This window comes from Paenibacillus taichungensis, from assembly GCF_003287275.1.
Taxonomy (GTDB): domain Bacteria; phylum Bacillota; class Bacilli; order Paenibacillales; family Paenibacillaceae; genus Paenibacillus; species Paenibacillus taichungensis_A.
Genome location: NZ_QEVW01000012.1, coordinates 61,906 through 81,569 on the forward strand (window position 1 = coordinate 61,906; position 19,664 = coordinate 81,569).

Below are 19,664 nucleotides of genomic sequence, written 5' to 3' on the forward strand. Positions count from 1 at the left end.
ATTAAAGAATATACAATATAAATGGAGCTTACTATCGTTAAGATAGCAGGCTCCATTTTTTCTCTCCTCTAAACGCTTTATGATGATCAGATCAACATATCTCAACTTTTATATGTACTGGCAGTCTGAACCACCTTCAGCCCAAGATTTGGGGACTCGAACACATTCCGATAGTTTTCCTATTACAGTGATTGATAAAGGTGAAATACTGAAAATGTCGATGAAAGGAGAGGAAATTGATGCGGATAAGGTAAGATTCGAGATGCAAAAACAGGGATATGACCATATTAAGGATATAGCTTATGCGGAATATGGTGAGGATGGAACGCGCTTTATATCATACCGAGAAAGAGAAAGAAAAACCGAACGATCATTAGAAATATGACATAAAGCCGGGAAAATACTCCCGGCTTTTCGTGTTACTTTCCAGTTTCAGCGAACGTCTGTATCCGTACCCCAATCTGGTCACGAACCCTTTGGAATACAGCCCATCTCTCTTCTTCTGTACCTTGCGCTTTCGCGGGATCATCGAATCCCCAGTGTTCTCGCTTCACTTGTGGAGGGGTCATTGGACATTTATCTGCCGCATCCCCGCATAATGTGACGACGAAATCTGCACTGTTCATTAGCTCGGAGTCAATGATGTCCGAAGTTTGGCTTGAAATATCGATACCTGCTTCGTTCATCGCTTCAACTGCTTTTGGATTCAAACCGTGAGCTTCGATTCCTGCGCTATAGATGTTCCAGTCCTCACTCAGATATTTCTTGGCCCAACCTTCAGCCATTTGGCTCCGACACGAGTTGCCTGTGCATAGGAAATAAAGTGTTTTTTTGTTCATGTTCATCATCTTCTCCTCGTTGTTTGAATTTATAGAATGCTTAACCACAGATATAGACCCACTAGCGTAATCAGTAGAGTCGGAACTGTGATAATGATACCTGTCTTAAAGTAGGTGCCCCATGAAATTTTGACACCTTTGGTGCTGAGCACATGAAGCCAGAGCAGTGTTGCCAGTGAACCAATCGGTGTAATCTTGGGACCTAGATCGGAACCAATAATATTGGCGTAGATCAACGCCTCCCGAACGGTTCCCGTAGCCGTTGTTGCGTCAATAGCTAGTGCGTCAATCAAAACCGTAGGCATATTGTTCATCAGAGATGAAATGATCGCAGCAATAAAGCCCATACCAATCGTTGCGACAAACAATCCTTGATCTGCCACGGCCTGGATGGCTACGGCCAGCAGATCCGTCAGACCCACATTACGCAAGCCATAGACCACGACATACATACCGATAGAGAAGAATACGATTGCCCAAGGCGCTTCCTTAACGACTACTTTAGTCGGTACAGCAGAGCTTCGAGAAGCCATAATCAGGAAGAATATAGCCACGACTCCTGCCACAATAGATACAGGCATACCAACAAATTCACTGCCAAAGTAACCGACGAGCAGGATGCCAAGTACAATCCAAGACAATCTGAACATCTTCAGATCTTTGATCGCTGTTACAGGTGCTTTCAGTTCACTGGCATCAAACCGTTTGGGAATGCTTTTCCTGAAAAAGAGATATAACACACCGATACTTGCAGCCAGTGAAAACAGATTCGGAATAAACATTTTGCCTGCATACTCCATGAAAGTAATACCGAAGAAATCGGCAGATACGATGTTTACCAGGTTACTTACAACCAGTGGCAATGAAGTTGTATCCGCAATAAATCCGCTGGCAATAATGAAGGGAAATACTTTCTTCTCATCAAAATTCAATGCGCGGACCATAGCCAGAACAATTGGGGTCAGAATCAGTGCTCCTCCGTCATTGGCAAAGAAAGCAGAAACTACAGCTCCTAAGATGGAGACGTATACAAACATCCGAACCCCTCTGCCATGAGCCGCCTTCGCCATATGTAAAGCTGCCCATTCAAAGAAACCGATACGATCCAAAATCAATGAGATGATAATAATGGCCACAAAAGCAAGCGTGGCGTTCCATACCATTTGCGTAACATCCCATACGTCCTTGAAATGAACTACGCCTACAAGTAACGCCAGAATTGCTCCGCCGCAAGCAGACCACCCTATGGACAGGTTTTTAGGCTGCCAGATGACAAGCACTAACGTTATCAAGAAGATCATGCAAGCAAGAAAAGTAGAAAACAAACATATACGCCTCCAATCAAATTAAATACATTTACATAATCATATAACAATATACTTATATATTGCTCAAAAATTAATTACATACGGATGAAATGTTCTCTTTATTTAGAGACTTAAGAATGGCTGCAGAATCCGGCATGAATTCCAACACAGATTTAATATAAGGTGTATCCTCTACATTCAAAGAGTAATATACCCATTGTCCACGTTTATTCTCTTTGACCAAGCCTTGATCCTTTAACTTGCGCAAATGCTGACTGACCCCAGGTTGCGACATGTCCAAAATGTCTACAAACTCACATACACACCATTCGCGTTCTTTGAGGAGTGTAAGTATCGTCAGACGAGTCTTATCCCCCAGCAATTTTAACTTTTCCGATGCTTCTTGAATAGAATCCATATCACTTACCTCCTTCTCTTTATATAAGCACATGCTTATATTATAATGTAGAAGTCTTATTGTCAATTTTAATATCCAAGTTAACCTGACAGTATTGGTTAACAGTCGAACCATCACTGTCAGGTTAACCTATTCTACATTAATTGGAACAAGATGAACTACAATCACTTGTCCGCTCGGCTACCTGTACTTCTGGACGATTCAGACTGCATACACCCGTTTCAGGTAGATCCAGTTCTACTTTTGTAGCTGCATCCAGGTCACCTGCCAGAAAAGCTACCACCGAACGAACTTGTTCATATCCGGTAGCCATCAGGAAGGTTGGGGCACGTCCATAACTTTTCATCCCAACAATATACAATCCTTGTTCCATATGACGCAATTCCTTCTCCCCATGAGGACGAACAGTGCCGCAACTATGAACATTCGGATCGATTAACGGAGCAATGGTTGCCACACTTTCTGTGGTCGGGTCGATACTCAGCCGTAGCTCCCTGAGGAAAGACAAGTCTGGCCGACTTCCGGCATTCACGATGATCTCATCAATATGTGCTATCATCTGTTTCACACCATGTTGCTCTCCGCTTATGGTAATTTGCTTCCATTCCTGCTTCAGTTCCTGAATATGGAACGGTGTAACAACAGTAATTTTTCCGGAATCCACCAGTTCATGAATACGACGTCCCAGTTCTCCTCGCGCTTCGAGCTGATCACTCGCTTCTCCGCCATATGCTTCCTCCACGTAATCTTTTCTCATAATCCAGGTCAGTGTCATACCGGAATTTATTTCTTGAAGCATGGCAAGATCAAGTAATGTATTCAAGGCTGAGTGTCCGCTTCCTACTACTGCGATATGTCTATCTGTGTAGCGCTCTCGATCTACTCCAAACACATCCGGAATGCCATAGAATATATGGTTACTAAGAGCTTGTTCCCCAGGAGTCAACACGCCGCTGGCGAGTACAGGGTTAGCATGCCCCCAAGTTCCTGATGCATCAATGATAGCTCTCGCCTCATACCGCTTAGTCTCATCCTCTTCTTCAACGTAGATCATAAAGGGTTGTTTTTCTCGGCTCGCTGTTTTCATTTTATCTGTATTTTTGCGACTGATCCCCACAACACGTGATTTTAAATGAAGATTGGACTGAATCTCCGGAAGTTCTGCGAGCGGGAGCAAATACAGATCTCGCAGTTCACGCCCTGTCGGTAAAACATCGGGAGCAGGGGCAATCCATCCGTTCTTGGATAACAATCGTCCAGCCGCTTTATCTACGTTATACTGCCATGGTGAGAACAAACGAACATGGCCCCATTGGGAGATATTTTCACCCACTTTAGTCCCCGCCTCAAGAATAATAAACGATTGGCCTGCTTCAATCAGATGAGCTGCTGCAGCCAAACCAATAGGTCCTGCACCAATGATAACAACAGGTAGATGGGTTAACTTTCCTTGATTTAAAGATTCCGAAGGGGAAACCTTCTTTTTCTCTAAAGTGGGAGCACAGCAAGAATCAACTTGTTTGAATTCAACGTTTTTCATATCAATGTACCTCCAGTATGTTTAATAAAACTTGCATTTTACAAGTATTAGAGCAATATAACGAGGTAATGAAGCTCATTACCCCAGCGGCGTACAACACATTTTCGATTTTAGCATGCTCTCATTGAGCAGTTTAATGGATTGAATGACCGTCTCCTTTTCCGTATCCGTCATGAAAGAAAAAACCTCATCCAGATGAGTATTCATCTGATGATCGATAGCCGTTGTTACAACCTCCCCTTCGTCTGTCAAACTGAGAATGTATACTCTACGATCCTCAGGCAGTGGTGTCTTTTGAACCAAATTTTTCTTAATCAGTGTCTGCACTTGACGACTAAAGGTTGTGATATCCATGGCGAGCGTTTCAGCAATTTGTTGCATGGACGGCTCATGTTGATGGTTAATTTCGTATAGAATATGGCTCTGAACCAGCGATATTTCATGCTCTCCAACCGTGCAACAGTTTTTATCCAGTAAGCCGAAACGGCGGACCATGATTTGTAGTGGCTCTCTGGGATTCTCAATATCTGACACATCATCACCTCTGGTCATCATTATAAACAAATTACTTGCAGTTTGCAAATATAAAAATTAACACTCTCAATCTATCAAAAAAAGTAATTTAGATTTTTATGTCTAAAATTTTAACTATAAATTAATTAATAGAAAGAGGTAGCAGGAAAATGTCAAATTATCTTCATACTATTACGACAATCATTTGACTTGTCTGTGACAATAGTCACGTTCTTATGATAATTCTGATATATTATGAGATGAATGATCTTGATCGTAATGTCAATGAGTAGAAAACTATGCATTATTACTGTAAGGATATTAGGAGGAATAAGATTGTGTTATTAGCGATATTAAGTATAGTTATGGTCGTACTGTTCACAGCATTCATTGTTCTTAAAACGTATCAGCGAAAAGAAAAACTTACAGGTATGCCTGGCATGATGATCGCTATGACCATTGGCATGATGTCCAGCCTTGTACTTGGTGTACAATTAGGCATTTTGTTTCCACGTGATTTAACAGTCCCATCCATTGCCGCCATATTGTTCGGGCTAGGAGCCGGTTACTTCACAGGCAAACCTATCAGTATATTGGCAACTTTGGATGGAATGTTGGCAGGAATTATGGGTGGCATGATGGGTGCAATGCTCGGAGTAATGATTGGTCCTTCCTATATCATGATGATATTTGTTGACATCCTATTCATTTTTATTTTGAGCGTTGCTCTTCAATTGTCCAATCAAGAAACGGATACTAGCGATAAAACAAATAAAAGTGGGATTGGTATGCCGTTTATTGGAGGTATACTAACGGTAGCTTTTGGAATTATAGCTGTGGGTGCAACGTTATTTTACCAATATCAACCGACTGATACATCGGCAATTAAATCACAAGAATCACAAAGTGAGCAAGCCAATGCTATTCAAGAAAATTCGGGATATCAGATTGTTTCCGTCGATGTAAAATCAGATGGTTTTAGTCAAGAAAATATTGAAGTAAAAGCTGGCGTTCCAACAAAAATAAATTTCATAAAACATACAGGTTATACATGTATAAGAAGTGTTCAGTCTAAAGATTTAGGAATAGATGTGTATCTTGAAAAAGGAGATAACTTCATTACCTTAAAAGATCTGAAACCCGGAACGTACAACTTCAATTGTGGCATGTACATGTATTATGGAACGATCACCGTAGTATAAGCGAGAAATGTAGGATCATAATAGGGAACTTTATGTCAGTGAATCATGACACAAAGTTCCCTATTTAAATTGCTTTCATTAACCATATTACAACAACATAAAAAACCGCCAGCGAAAGCTAGCGGAAATTGTATAGCATCTATTAAACCAAGAAAGCTTTGGAGATGATAACCAACAGAATAAACAATACCAGAATCGCGCCAACGGACGTGAAACCACCGTATCCTGCACCAAGTCCGCCTACATTTCCATATCCAACTTCACTCATGCTTCTTCCCCCTCTTCTGTGGTATGTGTTAGATTATTCAGAATTTGTTAATTTGACAAGGCTAAAAATAAAAATAGGCTACTGCTTCTGCCTCCCTTTCAACTGTAAGCTTTTTGTAAGTTGCAGGCACCGATTCCAGTTACGAAATGACTAACTTTATTTACGACATTTCCTTGCACGATGAACTTGAACTGCTAGTTAAAAGTGGCCTCATCCCACTTCAGTCCGTGCAGTCAGCAACGTTGAATCCGCTGTAGGATATACAAAATACGCCAAGCACTTCCCTTCCCGAATCTGAAGCGGAAGGGCTTGGCGTGTCCGTATCTACTCAACAAAAAAGACCGTTTCCGAGTCAATGTAATGGCTCGAAAAACAGTCTTCTTCATCGTTATTCAGCTTGCCAGATATCGTTCAGCTTCCAATATGACAACCCATTTACTTGAGTCTCTCCGCCCTCAGTGATGAGTTCAATATATGAGAGCTTCCCACTCGGATAGATACGACTTGTCATCGTAGCTTGCCCTTCATTTGCGAACATTTCAATGGATGACCGATCCAGAAATACATGTAGTGTCAGCCGTCCCTCAGCATTTAAGTCTGCACGACGAACGCCATCCGTCTTCTTCCCTGATTTGGAACAATCAAGCTTAAGCTTCTGATCTGGAATGGAATAAGTAATTACCGTTTCCTCCTGATCTGTACTGCGAAGCTTCAAGCCTACCCGTTCCGCACTTGTCTTCGTCAGGTCGAACACGACTTTCACTTCAAGCAGATCCGCTTCAACTTCTGTCATGGAACTTCCTGAAATCACGTGATTCTGATACACAACATGTTCTCTTTGGCGAAGCAGCTTCATTTCTTCTACCGGATTCATCAGAACCTTGTCATTTTCACCCAATGTAAGTACACGTGGGATGGTGAGCGCACCGCACCAACCGTCTGCTTTTGTTGGCATATCCGCTTCCCACATATCCATCCAGCCAATCGCAATCCGGCGACCTTGATCATCTAAGAAGGTTTGAACCGCGTAGAAGTCATGACCATGATCAAGCTCAATGAACTCTCCATGCTTGTATTTATTATGTTCATAATCATATTCCCCAACATAGTACCCAGTCTGGAATAAGTTATTGTACTGATCTCCTTGCGCATCAATACCTTGAGGAGAGAACATAAATACATGCTGGCCGCCTAGTTCAAAGAAATCCGGGCACTCCCACATGAAGCCCATATCTTTGTCTCCCTGTAAAAGCACACCATGATAGGTCCACGTTCTAAGATCCGCAGATGTATACAGAATAACACGCGGTTCCTCTTCTTTCGTACTGTTCCCCAGGATCATGTACCATTTACCCTCATGTTTCCATACCTTCGGATCACGGAAATGCTGGGAGCTATCAGCCGGAGGTTCAGCGATCACGGGATTCTGTTGTAATTTTGTGAAATGAATGCCGTCTGTGCTTACTGCCACGTTTTGATTTTGGAAAAAAATATTGTTCGGTTGATCAATGTAATGATGTCCAGTATAGATCAATGTCAGTTCGCCGTTATTATCAACTGCGCTGCCTGAGAAGCATCCGTCCAGATCACATGCATCTCCAGGAGCTAATGCAATCGGACAATGCTCCCAATGCACAAGATCTTTACTTTTGACGTGACCCCAGTGCATGGGTCCCCAGTTCTCATCATACGGATGATGTTGATAGAAAACGTGATATTCGCCTTTATACTGAATTAATCCATTTGGATCGTTAATCCAGTTTGCTGGTGCCATAATATGATAGCCTAAGCGGTAACGCTTGTTCATTTTCCCTTCTGCCTGTTTCAAAGATTCCTCAGCTTGCTTCGTATTGTTGTAAAAAGTGTTCATATGTTTTCCTCCTATGCTGGTTCAATATGCGAGTTAGGTTTAGGATCCAGCTTATTCAAGTTTTTCGGCTCTCTCTTTAAGGTAAAGATTGAGATTGTCGTAAAGGCAAATACGAATATCCCCATAAGAACATAAGTATTCGAGAAACCTCTGATGTCATAAAGCGTACCAGCGATGGGTGAGAAGATCGAAGCTCCTACCTGACTCGTAAACTGGAAACCAACCAGATACAAGATCGATGACAAACGCGTGTCGAAATTAGCAGCCAAGTATTTGAATACAGAGATTAGCATAATGGGCAGTTCCAATGCATGAATCAATTTCATAGCCGAGATACCGTAAGGTCCGATAACGAGGCCGGAACCCATAATACGGAATGCCATTAAGAACCCTGCCAATATCAGGCCCTTCTTAGCTCCAGTTTTGTTTACAATAAATGGTGCTAGGAACATCATGCCTGCTTCCAGGAACACTTGGAAAGAATTTAAGTAACCGTATACTTGATTGCCTAATGCAGTGCTCGAGAATGTCGATGAGAAGTAAATCGGGAATTGCTGATCATACACATTGTATATACACGTAACTCCGAGCACATATAAAATGAAGTACCAAAAATGCTTATTCGCAAACAAATTACCGACTTGTTTAAAGTTAATGGATTCAGCTCGTTCCATCTCGGATTCTGTCATCTCGACCTTGATTGTCATCATGATGATGAACAGAACGATAGCAGAGACGGATGCAATCCAGAAGTTAATGTTCGGGTTGATATTAAAGAACTGACCAGCAAAGAATGTTGCTGCCGCCCAACCTAGCGAACCCCACATCCGAGATTTACCATATTCAAAGGCATATTTACGGCTGACTTTCTCGACATATGATTCAATAGCACCAATTCCGGCCAAGAAAGAAACACCCAGGTATAGTCCACCTACCACTGCACCAAGAAATACATTGTACTGAAGTAAAGGTCCGTAGATAAAGATATAGAATGGACCAACAAGTAAGAGCAAACCGCTAATTAGAAATAAAATATGCTTTTTCAATCCGATTTTATCCGAAATATAGCCATAAAGCGGTTGCATACATAACGCAAAGATAGCGTTTACAGTAAAGATAATACCAGTCTCAGCACCATTCAGACTGATTTCTTGCCCCAGCCAAATAGAGAACAATGAATAACTTGCTGACCATGTAAAAAAGAAAAAGAAGAAATAGGCGCTTAGTTTCCAATACATGCTCTTTGAATGTCTCATATCGAACGCTCCTCTAAGTTGAACATTTAATGTGAATGTAAGCACTTTAATGCGCTTGCAAAATCGATTATATGTCAACCGGTTTCATATGTCAACCGATTGACATATTTTCGAAAGAAAAAGGAGCTTCCCTTAATCCCAGCATCCAAGGGTTAGCTCCATCCGTCTTGTATTCGAAAATTTTGTAGTGATATGAACATTAGAGTTACACTGTACCAGCTTCAATAAGTTTCACAGGCAGATACGTTTCTCGCGGCACCTTACTGAATTCACCTTCAATTTCTTTAATAACTAGCTCGACAGCAGATCTTGCAATTTCCTGTATAGGTTGCTGAATCGTCGTTAATTCAGGAAGCAAGTTACGAGTCGTTTCGGTTCCGTCATAACCAATGACACGAATATCTTCAGGAACACGTTTACCACGTTGTTTTGCTTTAACAATAAATGAAGCTGCCACCAAATCATTACTCGCAAACAGTCCATCTACTTCGGGATGTTCATCAAGCAAACGCCCAATCGGTTCATCGTGATTCTGTTGATGGAATGGATCATATACTTCATAAGTGATCGCCTGGCGACCATGCTGTTCCATGACATCTTCGTATGCTTTTCTTCTTAAGCTTGCAGGAGTTTCCAATTCGACAGGTCCATTAATATGCAGGATGTGCTTGCATCCCTTCTCAATCAGCAGCTCGGAAGCCATTTTTCCGCCCATGTAATTATCCGATCCTACGACAGGAATTGTATCCGATAAGAAGCGATCAATCGCAACGACTGCAATATTTTTCTGATCATAATTCACAATACCTCGGTTATGTGTTCCTACGATAATGCCGTCAACTTGATTGCGCATCAGCATATCCACATATGCTTCTTCTTTATCAAGCTGATTCAAGCTATTACAAATCAGTAGTTTAAAACCTGATGAGGCACAAATATTTTCAATATGAAAAGTCAACTCTCCAAAAAAGGGGTTGCTTGTTGTGGGTATGATTAATCCAATGAGGTTGGTTCGTTTACTAAATAATGACCGAGCTATATCATTTGGAAAATAATTTAGCTGCTGCATCGCGTCATGGACTCGATTCTTTGTTTCCTCACTTATGTAACCTCGATTGTTAAGCACCCGAGAAACCGTCGTAGGTGAAACTCCTGCTAAATCTGCAACATCATTAAGTTTAGGTTTCATTAATTGCTCCCTGCCTTCTTTCCATACCATATGTCCAATTATCCCTCCATTTTAACATGGTTAAACGTGAAAGGACATGCACCAGCCTATAAGAGTCGCAGCTCAAATGAAAACGACAGCCCAGTAAATTACTGTTCTGCCGTTATAATAAACAGGATATTAATTGCATGCATGATGATCAAGCGAGCACATCTGCTCTTACAAATTCAGATCATCTGCGAGTGCTTCAACTCCTGTGAAGATGGAATCCCCATAACCCCAGAAGTTGTTGAAATCAATAACATAAATTTTCTTGTTTTTAATTGCGTTAATACTTTGCAATTGCTTGTTGGCTAGCAGCTTTTCAATCGTTTGTTCCGGATCAATACCGCCGGCATATTTCGAAATAATCATGGCATCTGGATTGATCTCGATTAGCTTCTCCAAACTGAGCGTGCCTTCTTCGTTAATCAGCATATTATGCATATTGATTAATGACATTGCACTTTCAATAAATGTGTCTCCATTTCCGTTGTACACTCCAATGGTTCCATCACCATTATCAAAGAAAGATGCATAATTGATCGTTTCAGCGCTTGCCCGAGCCGATAACGCTTTCTCGCGTGCTTTGAGCTGTTCGATATATGCCGCTGCATTCGCTTGTACGTTAAATATTTCACCTAGCTCAGTGATATCCTGATATAGATTATCTAATTTTGCATCTGTAACGCTAGTACTTTGTACATATGTTTTGATGTTCATCTCATTCAGACTGTTTACAGTGCCAACGCCCCAATCAGCATCTTCAAACAATCCCCCACGCCCCATAACCAGGTCAGGAGAAGCACCTATGGTTACTTCTTTGCCTACATAACCTTCAGATAACACAGGAATTTTTTTGAAATCTTCAGCAATATCATCAGGCACATTGCCAAACAGCGCCGCTACGCCAACAATCTTGTCAGTCAAACCAAGACGAATCAATAACTCCGCTGCACCTTGTGTATTGGCAACCACTCGTTCAGGTGCTTTATCAAAGGTTTGTTCCTTTGCCACCCAGGTGCCGTTTTCAGTTGTATAGTTTGAAACAACGATTGGGTATGTTGTTTGAGCTGCACCTGTAGCAATTTCATCCGTTTTTTGCTCATCTGTTGAAGCATTCGTAGCGCTATCCGTCACGGCTCCCTGTGAGCTTGTGTCTGCATCGTTGCTGCTACCATTACTACTGGAGCAAGCTGCAAGCACCAGAACAAGTGCAGTAATTAAACAAAGGATTGCTCCTTTTTTTACTCGTAAAAACATTCAAAATCTCTCCCTTTTCCTTTTTCTTTTGGCCAATATGTATCATAGTCATTGTCAGTATACAGCAAATGTCGAATAACGTAAATGATAATGATAATTATTATCATATTAAAATTTTCGATTTATAGAGAAGCACATTCCATTCGTGAAATTTCCAATACCGATTAACTATCCATTCTCTAGAAGCTGTCCGTTTCTAGTAGCAAATCCAGATAATACAAAAAAAGCCGCTATAATAGCGACTTTCAATGGGCCATAACCGATTGTCCCAGCCGGCACGTGCCGTCTTCGAACCTTCCACTCAACCCCGTAATATTGCCCCTGCCCCTGATATTAAACATTAGTTATATTGACGAATATCAGGCGGTACATAAGTACTTATAAAAGTGTTAATTTCGTCTAAAGAATCTGTAACAAGTATCTTTTGTCTATCTGTTTTCGTTAGGAAACCTTCTTCAACCATCTTGTCATAAAATTGGCCAATCAGATCATAATAGCCGTTCACATTGTAGAAGATGCATGGATTGACATGCTGCCCAATTCTCCCCCACGAAATGACCTCTGTAATTTCTTCAAGTGTCCCCGGTCCACCTGGAATTGCAATATAGCAATCTGCAAGTTCAATCATTTTAGCTTTTCTCTCATGCATATTGGACACAATAATGATTTTGTTAAGCTGCGCATGGGCCAGTTCTCTCGCTTGCAAAAAGGTAGGTATAACCCCAGTAACAATACCACTACGTTGAATCACAGTATCCGCGAGCACTCCCATTAATCCCGCTTTTCCGCCACCATAGACTAGTTCATGTTCCTGGTCAACAATCCAGTTACCTATCTGAACAGCAGCTTTCTCGTAAATGGCGTTGTTACCTTTACTTGCACCACAATATACCGCAATCCGTTTCAATTCAGTTCCCCCTTCTATTCATACTCATTAAAAAATTGCTCTGAAAATCCGATTATAGACTCGGTTGAACAGAAGCTAATCTATGTTATCAAAAAAAGAACAAGCATGCTATATTGTTATGGAAATATATGAATATCAACAGTAGATTAGCCGCGCCAACTGCTTACATCACATTGACCATATTCATTATCACCCACAGCAACCACCGTACCGTCTGATTTAATGCCAAGAGTATGAGCACAACCCGCAGCAATCGCCACAATGTCACTCCAGTCACCTACATTGCATTGATCGTACTTATTCCAACCCACGGCAACCACCGTACCGTCTGATTGAAGGCCTATGGTATGATTACTGCCTGCTGCGATCGCCACTATACCACACCAGTCGTTTACTTCGCATTGGCCATGTTTATTCCTACCCACGGCAACCACCTTACCGTCCGATGTAAGCCCCACCGTATGAAGATACCCTGCCGCTACTTCAATAATGTCGCTCCAGTCGCTTATATCGCACTGGCCATACTGATTATTGCCCACAATCGTCACGGTACCATCTGATCTAAGCCCAACGGTATGCCAGTCACCCGCCGCTACTGCAACCATATCACGCCAGCTGCTTACCTCGCATTGGCCTTCATTATTTCGTCCCACAGCAATCACCGCGCCATCAGATTTAAGACCAACGCTACGACGCCAACCCGCAGCAATTGCTACAATATCTTGCCACTCGTTTACCTCGCATTGATTGTGTATATTCCAACCCACAGCCACTACAGTGCCCTGAGAGGTTAGGCCGATGGAATGCGCATTACCGGTGTTCGTCGCCATATGAACATTACCAGCAGCTACCGCCACCATATCGCTCCAACCGTTTACATCACATTGTCCAACTTTATTATCACCCACAGCCGTCACTGTTCCGTCCGATCTAAGACCAATGGTATGACGTCGCCCCGCCGCTATGGCGGTATATTTAGGGCGCTTCTCCTTTAACGCCGCTTCAACCGGCGAAGTATAATCCATCTTTTACCTCCTTGAAATAAATTGCCTTAACGCCGTTGCAGTATGAATATTATTTTTTTACATCTTACTCTACAATAAATAGTAAATACAACAAATAGAACGGTCGAGCATTGAAATGATTTAGAATGATGTTCATGCCTATTCCGGCTATCCTCACAGTAAAAAACCGTTAACTCTTCTCAGAATTAACGGTTTGAAATCGTACCCTATTATAATTTAGCCGGTGGAATACTTTGCGGGTTATTAAATACATTTTTCGGATCGTATTTTGCTTTTACTTTTCTCAATCTGGCGTAGTTCTTGCCATAATAGGTCGGCCCTGGATTTTTAATACCTTGGTCTGGTACGTTAATGTAGGACCCTACAATATAAGGTTGTAATTTCTTTCTCGTGTTCCGAGCTAAAGCAATATTTTTAGCTGCACGGGATGGCTTCACCCATGAGCTGTTCCATTCCACATAAAATTCAGCTTTTCGCCAGTAAAACGCAGTGGCTTGAGGAGCAACTCGACTTACAGCACCGCCCCAGTTAAGGAAATAGAAACCGGCTGGTGTACCTTCCTCAGCATTTTCCAGAAACTCACGCATGACTTTGAAGGCTTTATCCGGGAATGGCTGTCTGCCAAAGCCACTGGAAAACTGGTTGCTGTACCTTTGGGTGAGCACGGGATCTGGGGCTAGCAAAAACTTCGTGGCTGCCCTGTATGGCAGGTACAGAATACTTTTTTTGGTAGGCGTTCCTACGCTAAGAATGGGTTCCAACTGACGGAGGGCTTCAGTCTTCGAACCGAGGTATACTCCTAACATGCTAACATTTCCGCCTTTTTTGGGACCAACACTTAGTTCACTTCCCAGCTTGTTACTGGCATTAGGTGCCCATACTTGCCATTTCTTCACGACTTTTTCGAACTGTTCCCATGGCCATGTGATACTAAATACAGTAGCTTTGGCTGGAGCGCGCCGCACTTTGAATTTATATTTAGTGTACACACCGAAGTTACCGCCTCCGCCGCCACGTGTAGCCCACAGAAGATCGGAATTTTGCTTTTTGTTTGCCCGAATAATTCGCCCTTTAGCGTCAACCATTTCGAGTTCAATTAGATTATCACTGATGAGACCCGTTGTCCTTTGCAGTGGACCAATTCCGCCGCCAGGTGTTATCCCACCAATCCCTACCGTTGGACTGTCACCAAATGGGGCCATAAAACCTTGTCGAGCCAACGTATCCACGATTCTTCCTACTCGATTACCTGTCTCAACAACGGCCGTTCCGCTTTTTTTGTTTAACTTGATTCTCTTCATTTCGCTAACGTCGATGACAATACCACCATTGACTTGAGATAGGTTGGACTCTAAAGCGTGCCTCCCACTTCTCGGACGAATAGGAACCTTATTTTGACGCGCCCATCTTATAGCATTGGCTACATCCTGTGTTTTTTGAGCAAACACAAAAACTTTAGGGAATCTGTCCGTATGCGGATCCCAGTTCTTCCTAGCCACTTCATATCCAGGATCGCCTTTAAACACCACTCGCCCTGTAAGCTTAACTTTTGAAATCACGTATCTATCCAACTCCTTAGTTATGAAAACATATAATTTTCATTAACAAATTAGGCTGATTCCATATAACCTATGAAGGAGAATCAAGTTGTGTTTGGGCGTATAACAAAAGAAAAATATCGGATCCCGAGCAACCTACGCTCAGAACCCGATATTTTCGAATGAAATCATTTTCCCTTATGCAATCATTTTAGTTGAATCTTGAAGACATCTCCTGCTTCACCACCAAAGACGATAAAACCACCTTTGGGAAGCAGCGTTGATTGTAGATGCGTTGCTTTCGAAAATTGAACCACTTCACCTTTAGCGTTATATACCGCATAACCTCCGCTCTTTGGAGAATCAACCGTTAACGTTTTGTTCGCCGAGCGGGAATCGATGGCATACCACCGAGCTTGACCGTTTGACGGGATGGTCGTGATGCCTATTTTGCCACCAAAGATTGGTTTAATGGCCTCCTCTGCAATATACTCCTGTCCATCCTGAATTAAGTACTCCGCTTCATTCTTAGTGCGGAAATGCAGATCAAAGGCATCTCTTCCGTTCATAACAGGAATCTGGGCGACATTCTCTGCATTGTCTGGATCCACAACTCGGGTACCGTTCGCATACCCGTTCTCCACATCTACGGACAGGTTTTTGATCAGCATGGATGGAACCAGATAGAAGATCGACGTTATCTTTTCGTCCAGCGCGTAATATTTCGAGCCGTTTCTAGCCTTCCATTTCTCTTTCGACGCAGTGTCCAATGAATTATTTTCCAATTTTTGAAAATCATATGTGGTCATCGCCGTTTGCCCTAATCCGGGCAACGTGATATTCGCCTGAACTTTAAAATATACCTTGTTGTTGCTTTCCTTCTCGAAGTTGACCTTCACACTTCCATCGCTACTCGTAAATTTCCCTTCACCTGTGTACACGTAATTCTGCTCCGGGATAAGTCCTCCCTGCATAGCCGGAAGTGCGATCTCTCCATTCTTAACCTCTATATCAAGAGTTGAACCTACCGTTCCATAGAGACCGGAATACGCCGTCAACTCAGCAGGCATCTTCATTTTGACTGGTGGTGAGAATGTCTGTTCAGGCTCTATCTCATCAATGATGCCTTGATCCTCAAGAACCTCCAGCAGAACTTTAGTAGCAAACATCTGATTATAGATAGAAGACCCACCCGAAGAAAGGACGGCCATCGATATATCATGTTCAGGTATAGTGATTAGCGATGCATGATACATCATGGTGTCTCCACCTTTGGAAAGTGCAGTAATGCCATAATCGCTGAACGGTGCAAGTGCTACAGCATCCCATCCTAGTCCATAGTTGAAGGTATTTCTCTCTTCGGACACCCATATTCCTTGACGATATTCATGTTTTTGCATGGATTCTGCTGCTGATTTGGACAGAATATCCGGTTTGTTTCCTATCAACATTTCAGCGAACTTGCTTAATTCTTCTGCAGTCGAGTAGACTCCACCCGCACCGATGATATTGGCATTTTCAACAGGCAGTTTTGTTTCAAACGAAGGCCAATATGTTTCGGATAATTGGTTTTTATCAAAAGAATCAAGTGGTGTCTTGGTTGCTTGCAGCTGTAACGGATCACTTATGAACTTGGCAATAAATTCGCTATAGCTCAATCCACTCACCCGTTCAACCAATATCTCAAGCAACTGAAAGCCATCATTGCAATAGACGGAATAGGCTCCCGGGTTTGATTTTAATTTCTCTGACTTAAGTTTGAGTAGTAATTCATCATGATTGCGGGTATCCGTATCGTCAAATAACATACTGTTGCCATAATGGGTACCATAGAGCCCGGAAGAATGGTTCATGAGCATTCGCGGGGTTATTTGGGTATACCGGGCATCTGCCATTTCAAAATCTTTAATATAGGATGTGAGGGGCTGATCCAGATCCACTTTTCCGGAATCCACCAGCATCATGGTGGCAGCCGTGACAACCATTTTGCTAACAGAGCCTATTCCAAACATCGTATCCTTATCGACAGGTGTCTTGGATGCTTTGTCCTGGAATCCAACACTGTCGGATAAAATGATCTTCCCTTCATCCATGATCGCATATTGTAAACCTGTGACACCATAGTTCTGCACCATCTCTGTGGCGAGTCGCCCAGCCTGATCCTCAATCGCCCCCATCTTGTTCGTCTCTGCCCTGACATCTGTCAGCGGAATGACTACAAGTACAGCCGTACATAACATACTGATTAGTTTCTTCATAATAATATCTTCCTCCCTTATGATACTGCTCATATGATTGCATTCATCATATCGGGGAATAAGCATATATAACGATAACGAGCCCTGAATGGAAAAAAACAATCCCCGAACGGTATGTTCAGAGACTGTCCATGTCAAAAGGAAGCACAACCATGTTATTAAATGTCCGATGATGATTCTCGATACTCATATGTCCGCCATACTTGTCGCACATTCTCGATATATTCGTTAAGCCGATCCCATGAAACTCGGGATTGGGCTTCTCACTCTTGAAGTGAGCCAATTTTTGCTCCACATGATTTAGAATCTGGATTACAAGTGTAGACGCCGTGGAGTGAATTGCAATCAGGATATACCTGTCTTCGGCATGTTTAACTTTCTTGGAAGCTTCGATGGCGTTATCCAACATATTGCCGAGCACAACACACAGATCATAACGATCGATAAGAAGATGTTGTGAATGGAGTTGAATACGGGTGTCGACTTTGATCCCATTTGCCTGCCCCACGGCGATGGTATTCGTAACAAGAGCATCAATAACAAGGTTGCCGGAGTTCACCCGCTGGTACGCCCCTTCAATCTTATTTAATGTGAGTTTAATATGCTCACCTGCGGCATCAAGCTTGTTTTGCTTGATGCACTCTTCAATGTACAGGAACTGCTGATTGGTATCATGGATGATGCTTTTCACGTTTTTGAAACTGTGCACTGTCTTCTCATAGTTGGCGTCCTGATAGTCCATCTGACGCTGTAGTTGAACATTTTCATGTGCGAGCTGAACCTTTTCTACCATATTATCGAATAGATAAACAATGAATACATTAAGAAAAAGGGAGCCTAACACGGAAACGACATAATATATGTTTTTTTCACTATAAGTTGAGGCCACATTGATCTGATAGATCGTAATGGTAGGTACAATCAGAAACAAGAAATAATAACGATAATGCATAGCGAAACTTCTCCGTTTGGCAATCAAACGCACAATCTGGATCACAATGAACATGATACCGCAACCAAGCAGCATCACTTTGGAGAACACCCAGTGATAATCCACGTTGAAATGATCCCATATGCTGTAATCCGTGGAATCAATCGCACTCATAATATATACGGCAATGTAATTTACCGTTGTGAGCAGTACTGCATAGAGGATGGTAAATGCAATTTTTTTGATGAATTCCACCTCATAGGATTGTGCCAGGCTGAAGATGAATAACAATGCAAAAGCGGACGAAACGACAGGTGAAAATGAAGATACCAAATAGAAATACCCCAGTACAACAAATACAATGAAATAGATCGCTCTGTATGGCTTTCGTCTGGACTTGCCCAGCACGGAATTGAAGTAAAAATTCACCTGGAATGCCATAAGTAAAGGAACGACGAAGACGGACAAGAGTACATACATATCCATATCACTGAATCCTCATGATCATATATTTGGTATAGGCATCCTTGACTTCCTTGACTTTGGAGCGCCCTATAGGTAATTCCGTACCATTTAACATGACGACTTGGGTACCCACAAACTTCTGGACATGCATCAGGTTGATGATAATTGAGCGATGAATTTGCAAGAAACCATGGTCTTTCAAAGCGGCAGCATAACCGGATAGGATGCCTTTGCTCTCATGCGAGTTTTCCTGAGTCACAAATTTTAATTTGTTCTTGATCGTCAAACTCTTCATAACCTCAATCCAGAGAATATCATCGTATTTCAATAGCAGCTCTTCATAATCTGACTTAATCAGTACATACTTTTTGTCCAGCGCTTTAAAATATTGGCACAGCTTAATCATCTTCTCCTCGAAGATATCCGGCAGGATTGGTTTGATCAGATATTGAAAAGTTACCACATCAAAGCTCTCCACCATATACTTCGGATAGCTTGTCAGAAACATGATTTGCACATCCAGATACTTCATATTCCTGATTTCTTTGGCTGTCTGGATTCCGTTCATTCCGCTCATCTCCACATCCATGATGAGGATATGAAACGCGTCTCCAACGTTATTATAATGTGAGACGAGCTGCTCACCGGATGCAAATAATGTAATTTGGAAATCAATATTCGTTTTTAGAGACAAGGAGATAAGCATCGTTTTTACAAGTTCTCTTTGTTTCTCCTCGTCATCACAGATTGCAACATTGAACATGTTTGAACATCCGCCTTTCATCGACATCGATGCTGAATTTCACTCTCAAATATACTATTTTATCACAGGTTTAAGGATGAAATTCGGATGAAAC

18 protein-coding genes are annotated in these 19,664 nt (G+C 42.1%); 2 read left to right on the forward strand and 16 right to left on the reverse strand.

The genetic code is table 11. The features are described from left to right. Positions 1–79: 79 nt before the first annotated feature. Positions 80–385 carry a YetF domain-containing protein gene (locus DC345_RS18500; protein ID WP_113054317.1) on the forward strand — a complete coding sequence of 102 codons (306 nt, stop codon included), beginning with the start codon at positions 80–82 and terminating at the stop codon, positions 383–385. A 34-nt stretch (positions 386–419) separates the two neighbouring features. Here the strand turns inward: DC345_RS18500 and arsC are convergent, their stop codons facing one another. The 5 genes from arsC to DC345_RS18525 all read right to left on the reverse strand — a co-directional run bounded on the left by arsC (position 420) and on the right by DC345_RS18525 (position 4,629). Continuing rightward, on the reverse strand, positions 420–839 hold the full coding sequence (gene arsC, locus DC345_RS18505; protein WP_113054542.1) for an arsenate reductase (thioredoxin): 420 nt from the start codon (positions 837–839) through the stop codon (positions 420–422). 29 nt (positions 840–868) lie between these two features. Then, complete coding sequence (locus tag DC345_RS18510; RefSeq protein WP_113054318.1) at positions 869–2,164, reverse strand: arsenic transporter; 1,296 nt, start codon at positions 2,162–2,164, stop codon at positions 869–871. 73 nt (positions 2,165–2,237) lie between these two features. Next, positions 2,238–2,564 carry an ArsR/SmtB family transcription factor gene (locus tag DC345_RS18515; RefSeq protein WP_064637482.1) on the reverse strand — a complete coding sequence of 109 codons (327 nt, stop codon included), beginning with the start codon at positions 2,562–2,564 and terminating at the stop codon, positions 2,238–2,240. 139 nt (positions 2,565–2,703) lie between these two features. After that, on the reverse strand, positions 2,704–4,104 hold the full coding sequence (locus DC345_RS18520) for an NAD(P)-binding domain-containing protein (protein WP_113054319.1): 1,401 nt from the start codon (positions 4,102–4,104) through the stop codon (positions 2,704–2,706). 78 nt (positions 4,105–4,182) lie between these two features. Continuing rightward, the gene (locus tag DC345_RS18525; RefSeq protein ID WP_113054543.1) at positions 4,183–4,629 is read right to left on the reverse strand and encodes a MarR family winged helix-turn-helix transcriptional regulator; all 447 of its coding nucleotides are present in this window, start codon (positions 4,627–4,629) and stop codon (positions 4,183–4,185) included. A gap of 326 nt (positions 4,630–4,955) precedes the next feature. On the opposite strand from DC345_RS18525, the gene DC345_RS32230 reads away from it, so the two are divergent. After that, positions 4,956–5,819 (forward strand): cupredoxin domain-containing protein, encoded by an 864-nt coding sequence (locus tag DC345_RS32230; protein WP_258530711.1) that lies wholly within the window; start codon positions 4,956–4,958, stop codon positions 5,817–5,819. A 142-nt stretch (positions 5,820–5,961) separates the two neighbouring features. On the opposite strand, the gene DC345_RS18535 is transcribed toward DC345_RS32230, so the two are convergent. The 11 genes from DC345_RS18535 to DC345_RS18585 form a co-directional block, all read right to left on the reverse strand. After that, positions 5,962–6,087: a dihydroorotate dehydrogenase gene (locus DC345_RS18535; protein ID WP_113054320.1), complete on the reverse strand. Its 126-nt coding sequence runs from the start codon at positions 6,085–6,087 to the stop codon at positions 5,962–5,964. Positions 6,088–6,475: 388 nt separating this feature from the next. Further along, positions 6,476–7,957, reverse strand: coding sequence for a glycoside hydrolase family 32 protein (locus tag DC345_RS18540; RefSeq protein WP_113054321.1), 1,482 nt, complete (start codon positions 7,955–7,957; stop codon positions 6,476–6,478). 11 nt (positions 7,958–7,968) lie between these two features. Further along, positions 7,969–9,213, reverse strand: a complete 1,245-nt coding sequence (locus DC345_RS18545) for an MFS transporter (protein ID WP_113054322.1) — start codon at positions 9,211–9,213, stop codon at positions 7,969–7,971. A gap of 205 nt (positions 9,214–9,418) precedes the next feature. Beyond that, complete coding sequence (locus DC345_RS18550) at positions 9,419–10,402, reverse strand: LacI family DNA-binding transcriptional regulator (RefSeq protein WP_113054545.1); 984 nt, start codon at positions 10,400–10,402, stop codon at positions 9,419–9,421. Positions 10,403–10,600: 198 nt separating this feature from the next. Further along, positions 10,601–11,683, reverse strand: a complete 1,083-nt coding sequence (locus DC345_RS18555) for an ABC transporter substrate-binding protein (protein WP_113054323.1) — start codon at positions 11,681–11,683, stop codon at positions 10,601–10,603. A gap of 340 nt (positions 11,684–12,023) precedes the next feature. After that, a complete protein-coding gene (locus DC345_RS18560) occupies positions 12,024–12,590 on the reverse strand; it encodes an LOG family protein (RefSeq protein ID WP_113054324.1) in 567 nt (188 codons plus the stop codon). 146 nt (positions 12,591–12,736) lie between these two features. After that, positions 12,737–13,615, reverse strand: a complete 879-nt coding sequence (locus tag DC345_RS18565) for an RCC1 domain-containing protein (RefSeq protein WP_113054325.1) — start codon at positions 13,613–13,615, stop codon at positions 12,737–12,739. 209 nt (positions 13,616–13,824) lie between these two features. After that, entirely contained in the window at positions 13,825–15,174 is a 1,350-nt protein-coding gene (locus DC345_RS18570) for an FAD-binding oxidoreductase (RefSeq protein ID WP_113054326.1), read from the reverse strand. A gap of 185 nt (positions 15,175–15,359) precedes the next feature. Next, positions 15,360–17,411 carry a serine hydrolase domain-containing protein gene (locus DC345_RS18575; RefSeq protein ID WP_113054327.1) on the reverse strand — a complete coding sequence of 684 codons (2,052 nt, stop codon included), beginning with the start codon at positions 17,409–17,411 and terminating at the stop codon, positions 15,360–15,362. A gap of 118 nt (positions 17,412–17,529) precedes the next feature. Further along, positions 17,530–18,828 (reverse strand): ATP-binding protein, encoded by a 1,299-nt coding sequence (locus DC345_RS18580; protein ID WP_113054328.1) that lies wholly within the window; start codon positions 18,826–18,828, stop codon positions 17,530–17,532. Between the two features lies 1 nt (position 18,829). Next, positions 18,830–19,570 (reverse strand): LytR/AlgR family response regulator transcription factor, encoded by a 741-nt coding sequence (locus DC345_RS18585; RefSeq protein WP_113054329.1) that lies wholly within the window; start codon positions 19,568–19,570, stop codon positions 18,830–18,832. Between the last annotated feature and the right edge of the window lie 94 nt (positions 19,571–19,664).

Coding starts and splice junctions, on each gene's coding strand:
- DC345_RS18520 (WP_113054319.1), bottom strand. CDS start 4,104: ATGAAAAACGTTGAATTCAAACAAGTTGATTCTTGCTGTGCTCCCACT.
- DC345_RS18545 (WP_113054322.1), bottom strand. CDS start 9,213: ATGAGACATTCAAAGAGCATGTATTGGAAACTAAGCGCCTATTTCTTC.
- DC345_RS18585 (WP_113054329.1), bottom strand. CDS start 19,570: ATGTTCAATGTTGCAATCTGTGATGACGAGGAGAAACAAAGAGAACTT.
- DC345_RS18515 (WP_064637482.1), bottom strand. CDS start 2,564: ATGGATTCTATTCAAGAAGCATCGGAAAAGTTAAAATTGCTGGGGGAT.
- DC345_RS18580 (WP_113054328.1), bottom strand. CDS start 18,828: ATGGATATGTATGTACTCTTGTCCGTCTTCGTCGTTCCTTTACTTATG.
- DC345_RS18550 (WP_113054545.1), bottom strand. CDS start 10,402: ATGAAACCTAAACTTAATGATGTTGCAGATTTAGCAGGAGTTTCACCT.
- DC345_RS18535 (WP_113054320.1), bottom strand. CDS start 6,087: ATGAGTGAAGTTGGATATGGAAATGTAGGCGGACTTGGTGCAGGATAC.
- DC345_RS18555 (WP_113054323.1), bottom strand. CDS start 11,683: ATGTTTTTACGAGTAAAAAAAGGAGCAATCCTTTGTTTAATTACTGCA.
- DC345_RS18540 (WP_113054321.1), bottom strand. CDS start 7,957: ATGAACACTTTTTACAACAATACGAAGCAAGCTGAGGAATCTTTGAAA.
- arsC (WP_113054542.1), bottom strand. CDS start 839: ATGAACAAAAAAACACTTTATTTCCTATGCACAGGCAACTCGTGTCGG.
- DC345_RS18500 (WP_113054317.1), top strand. CDS start 80: ATGATGATCAGATCAACATATCTCAACTTTTATATGTACTGGCAGTCT.
- DC345_RS18565 (WP_113054325.1), bottom strand. CDS start 13,615: ATGGATTATACTTCGCCGGTTGAAGCGGCGTTAAAGGAGAAGCGCCCT.
- DC345_RS18575 (WP_113054327.1), bottom strand. CDS start 17,411: ATGAAGAAACTAATCAGTATGTTATGTACGGCTGTACTTGTAGTCATT.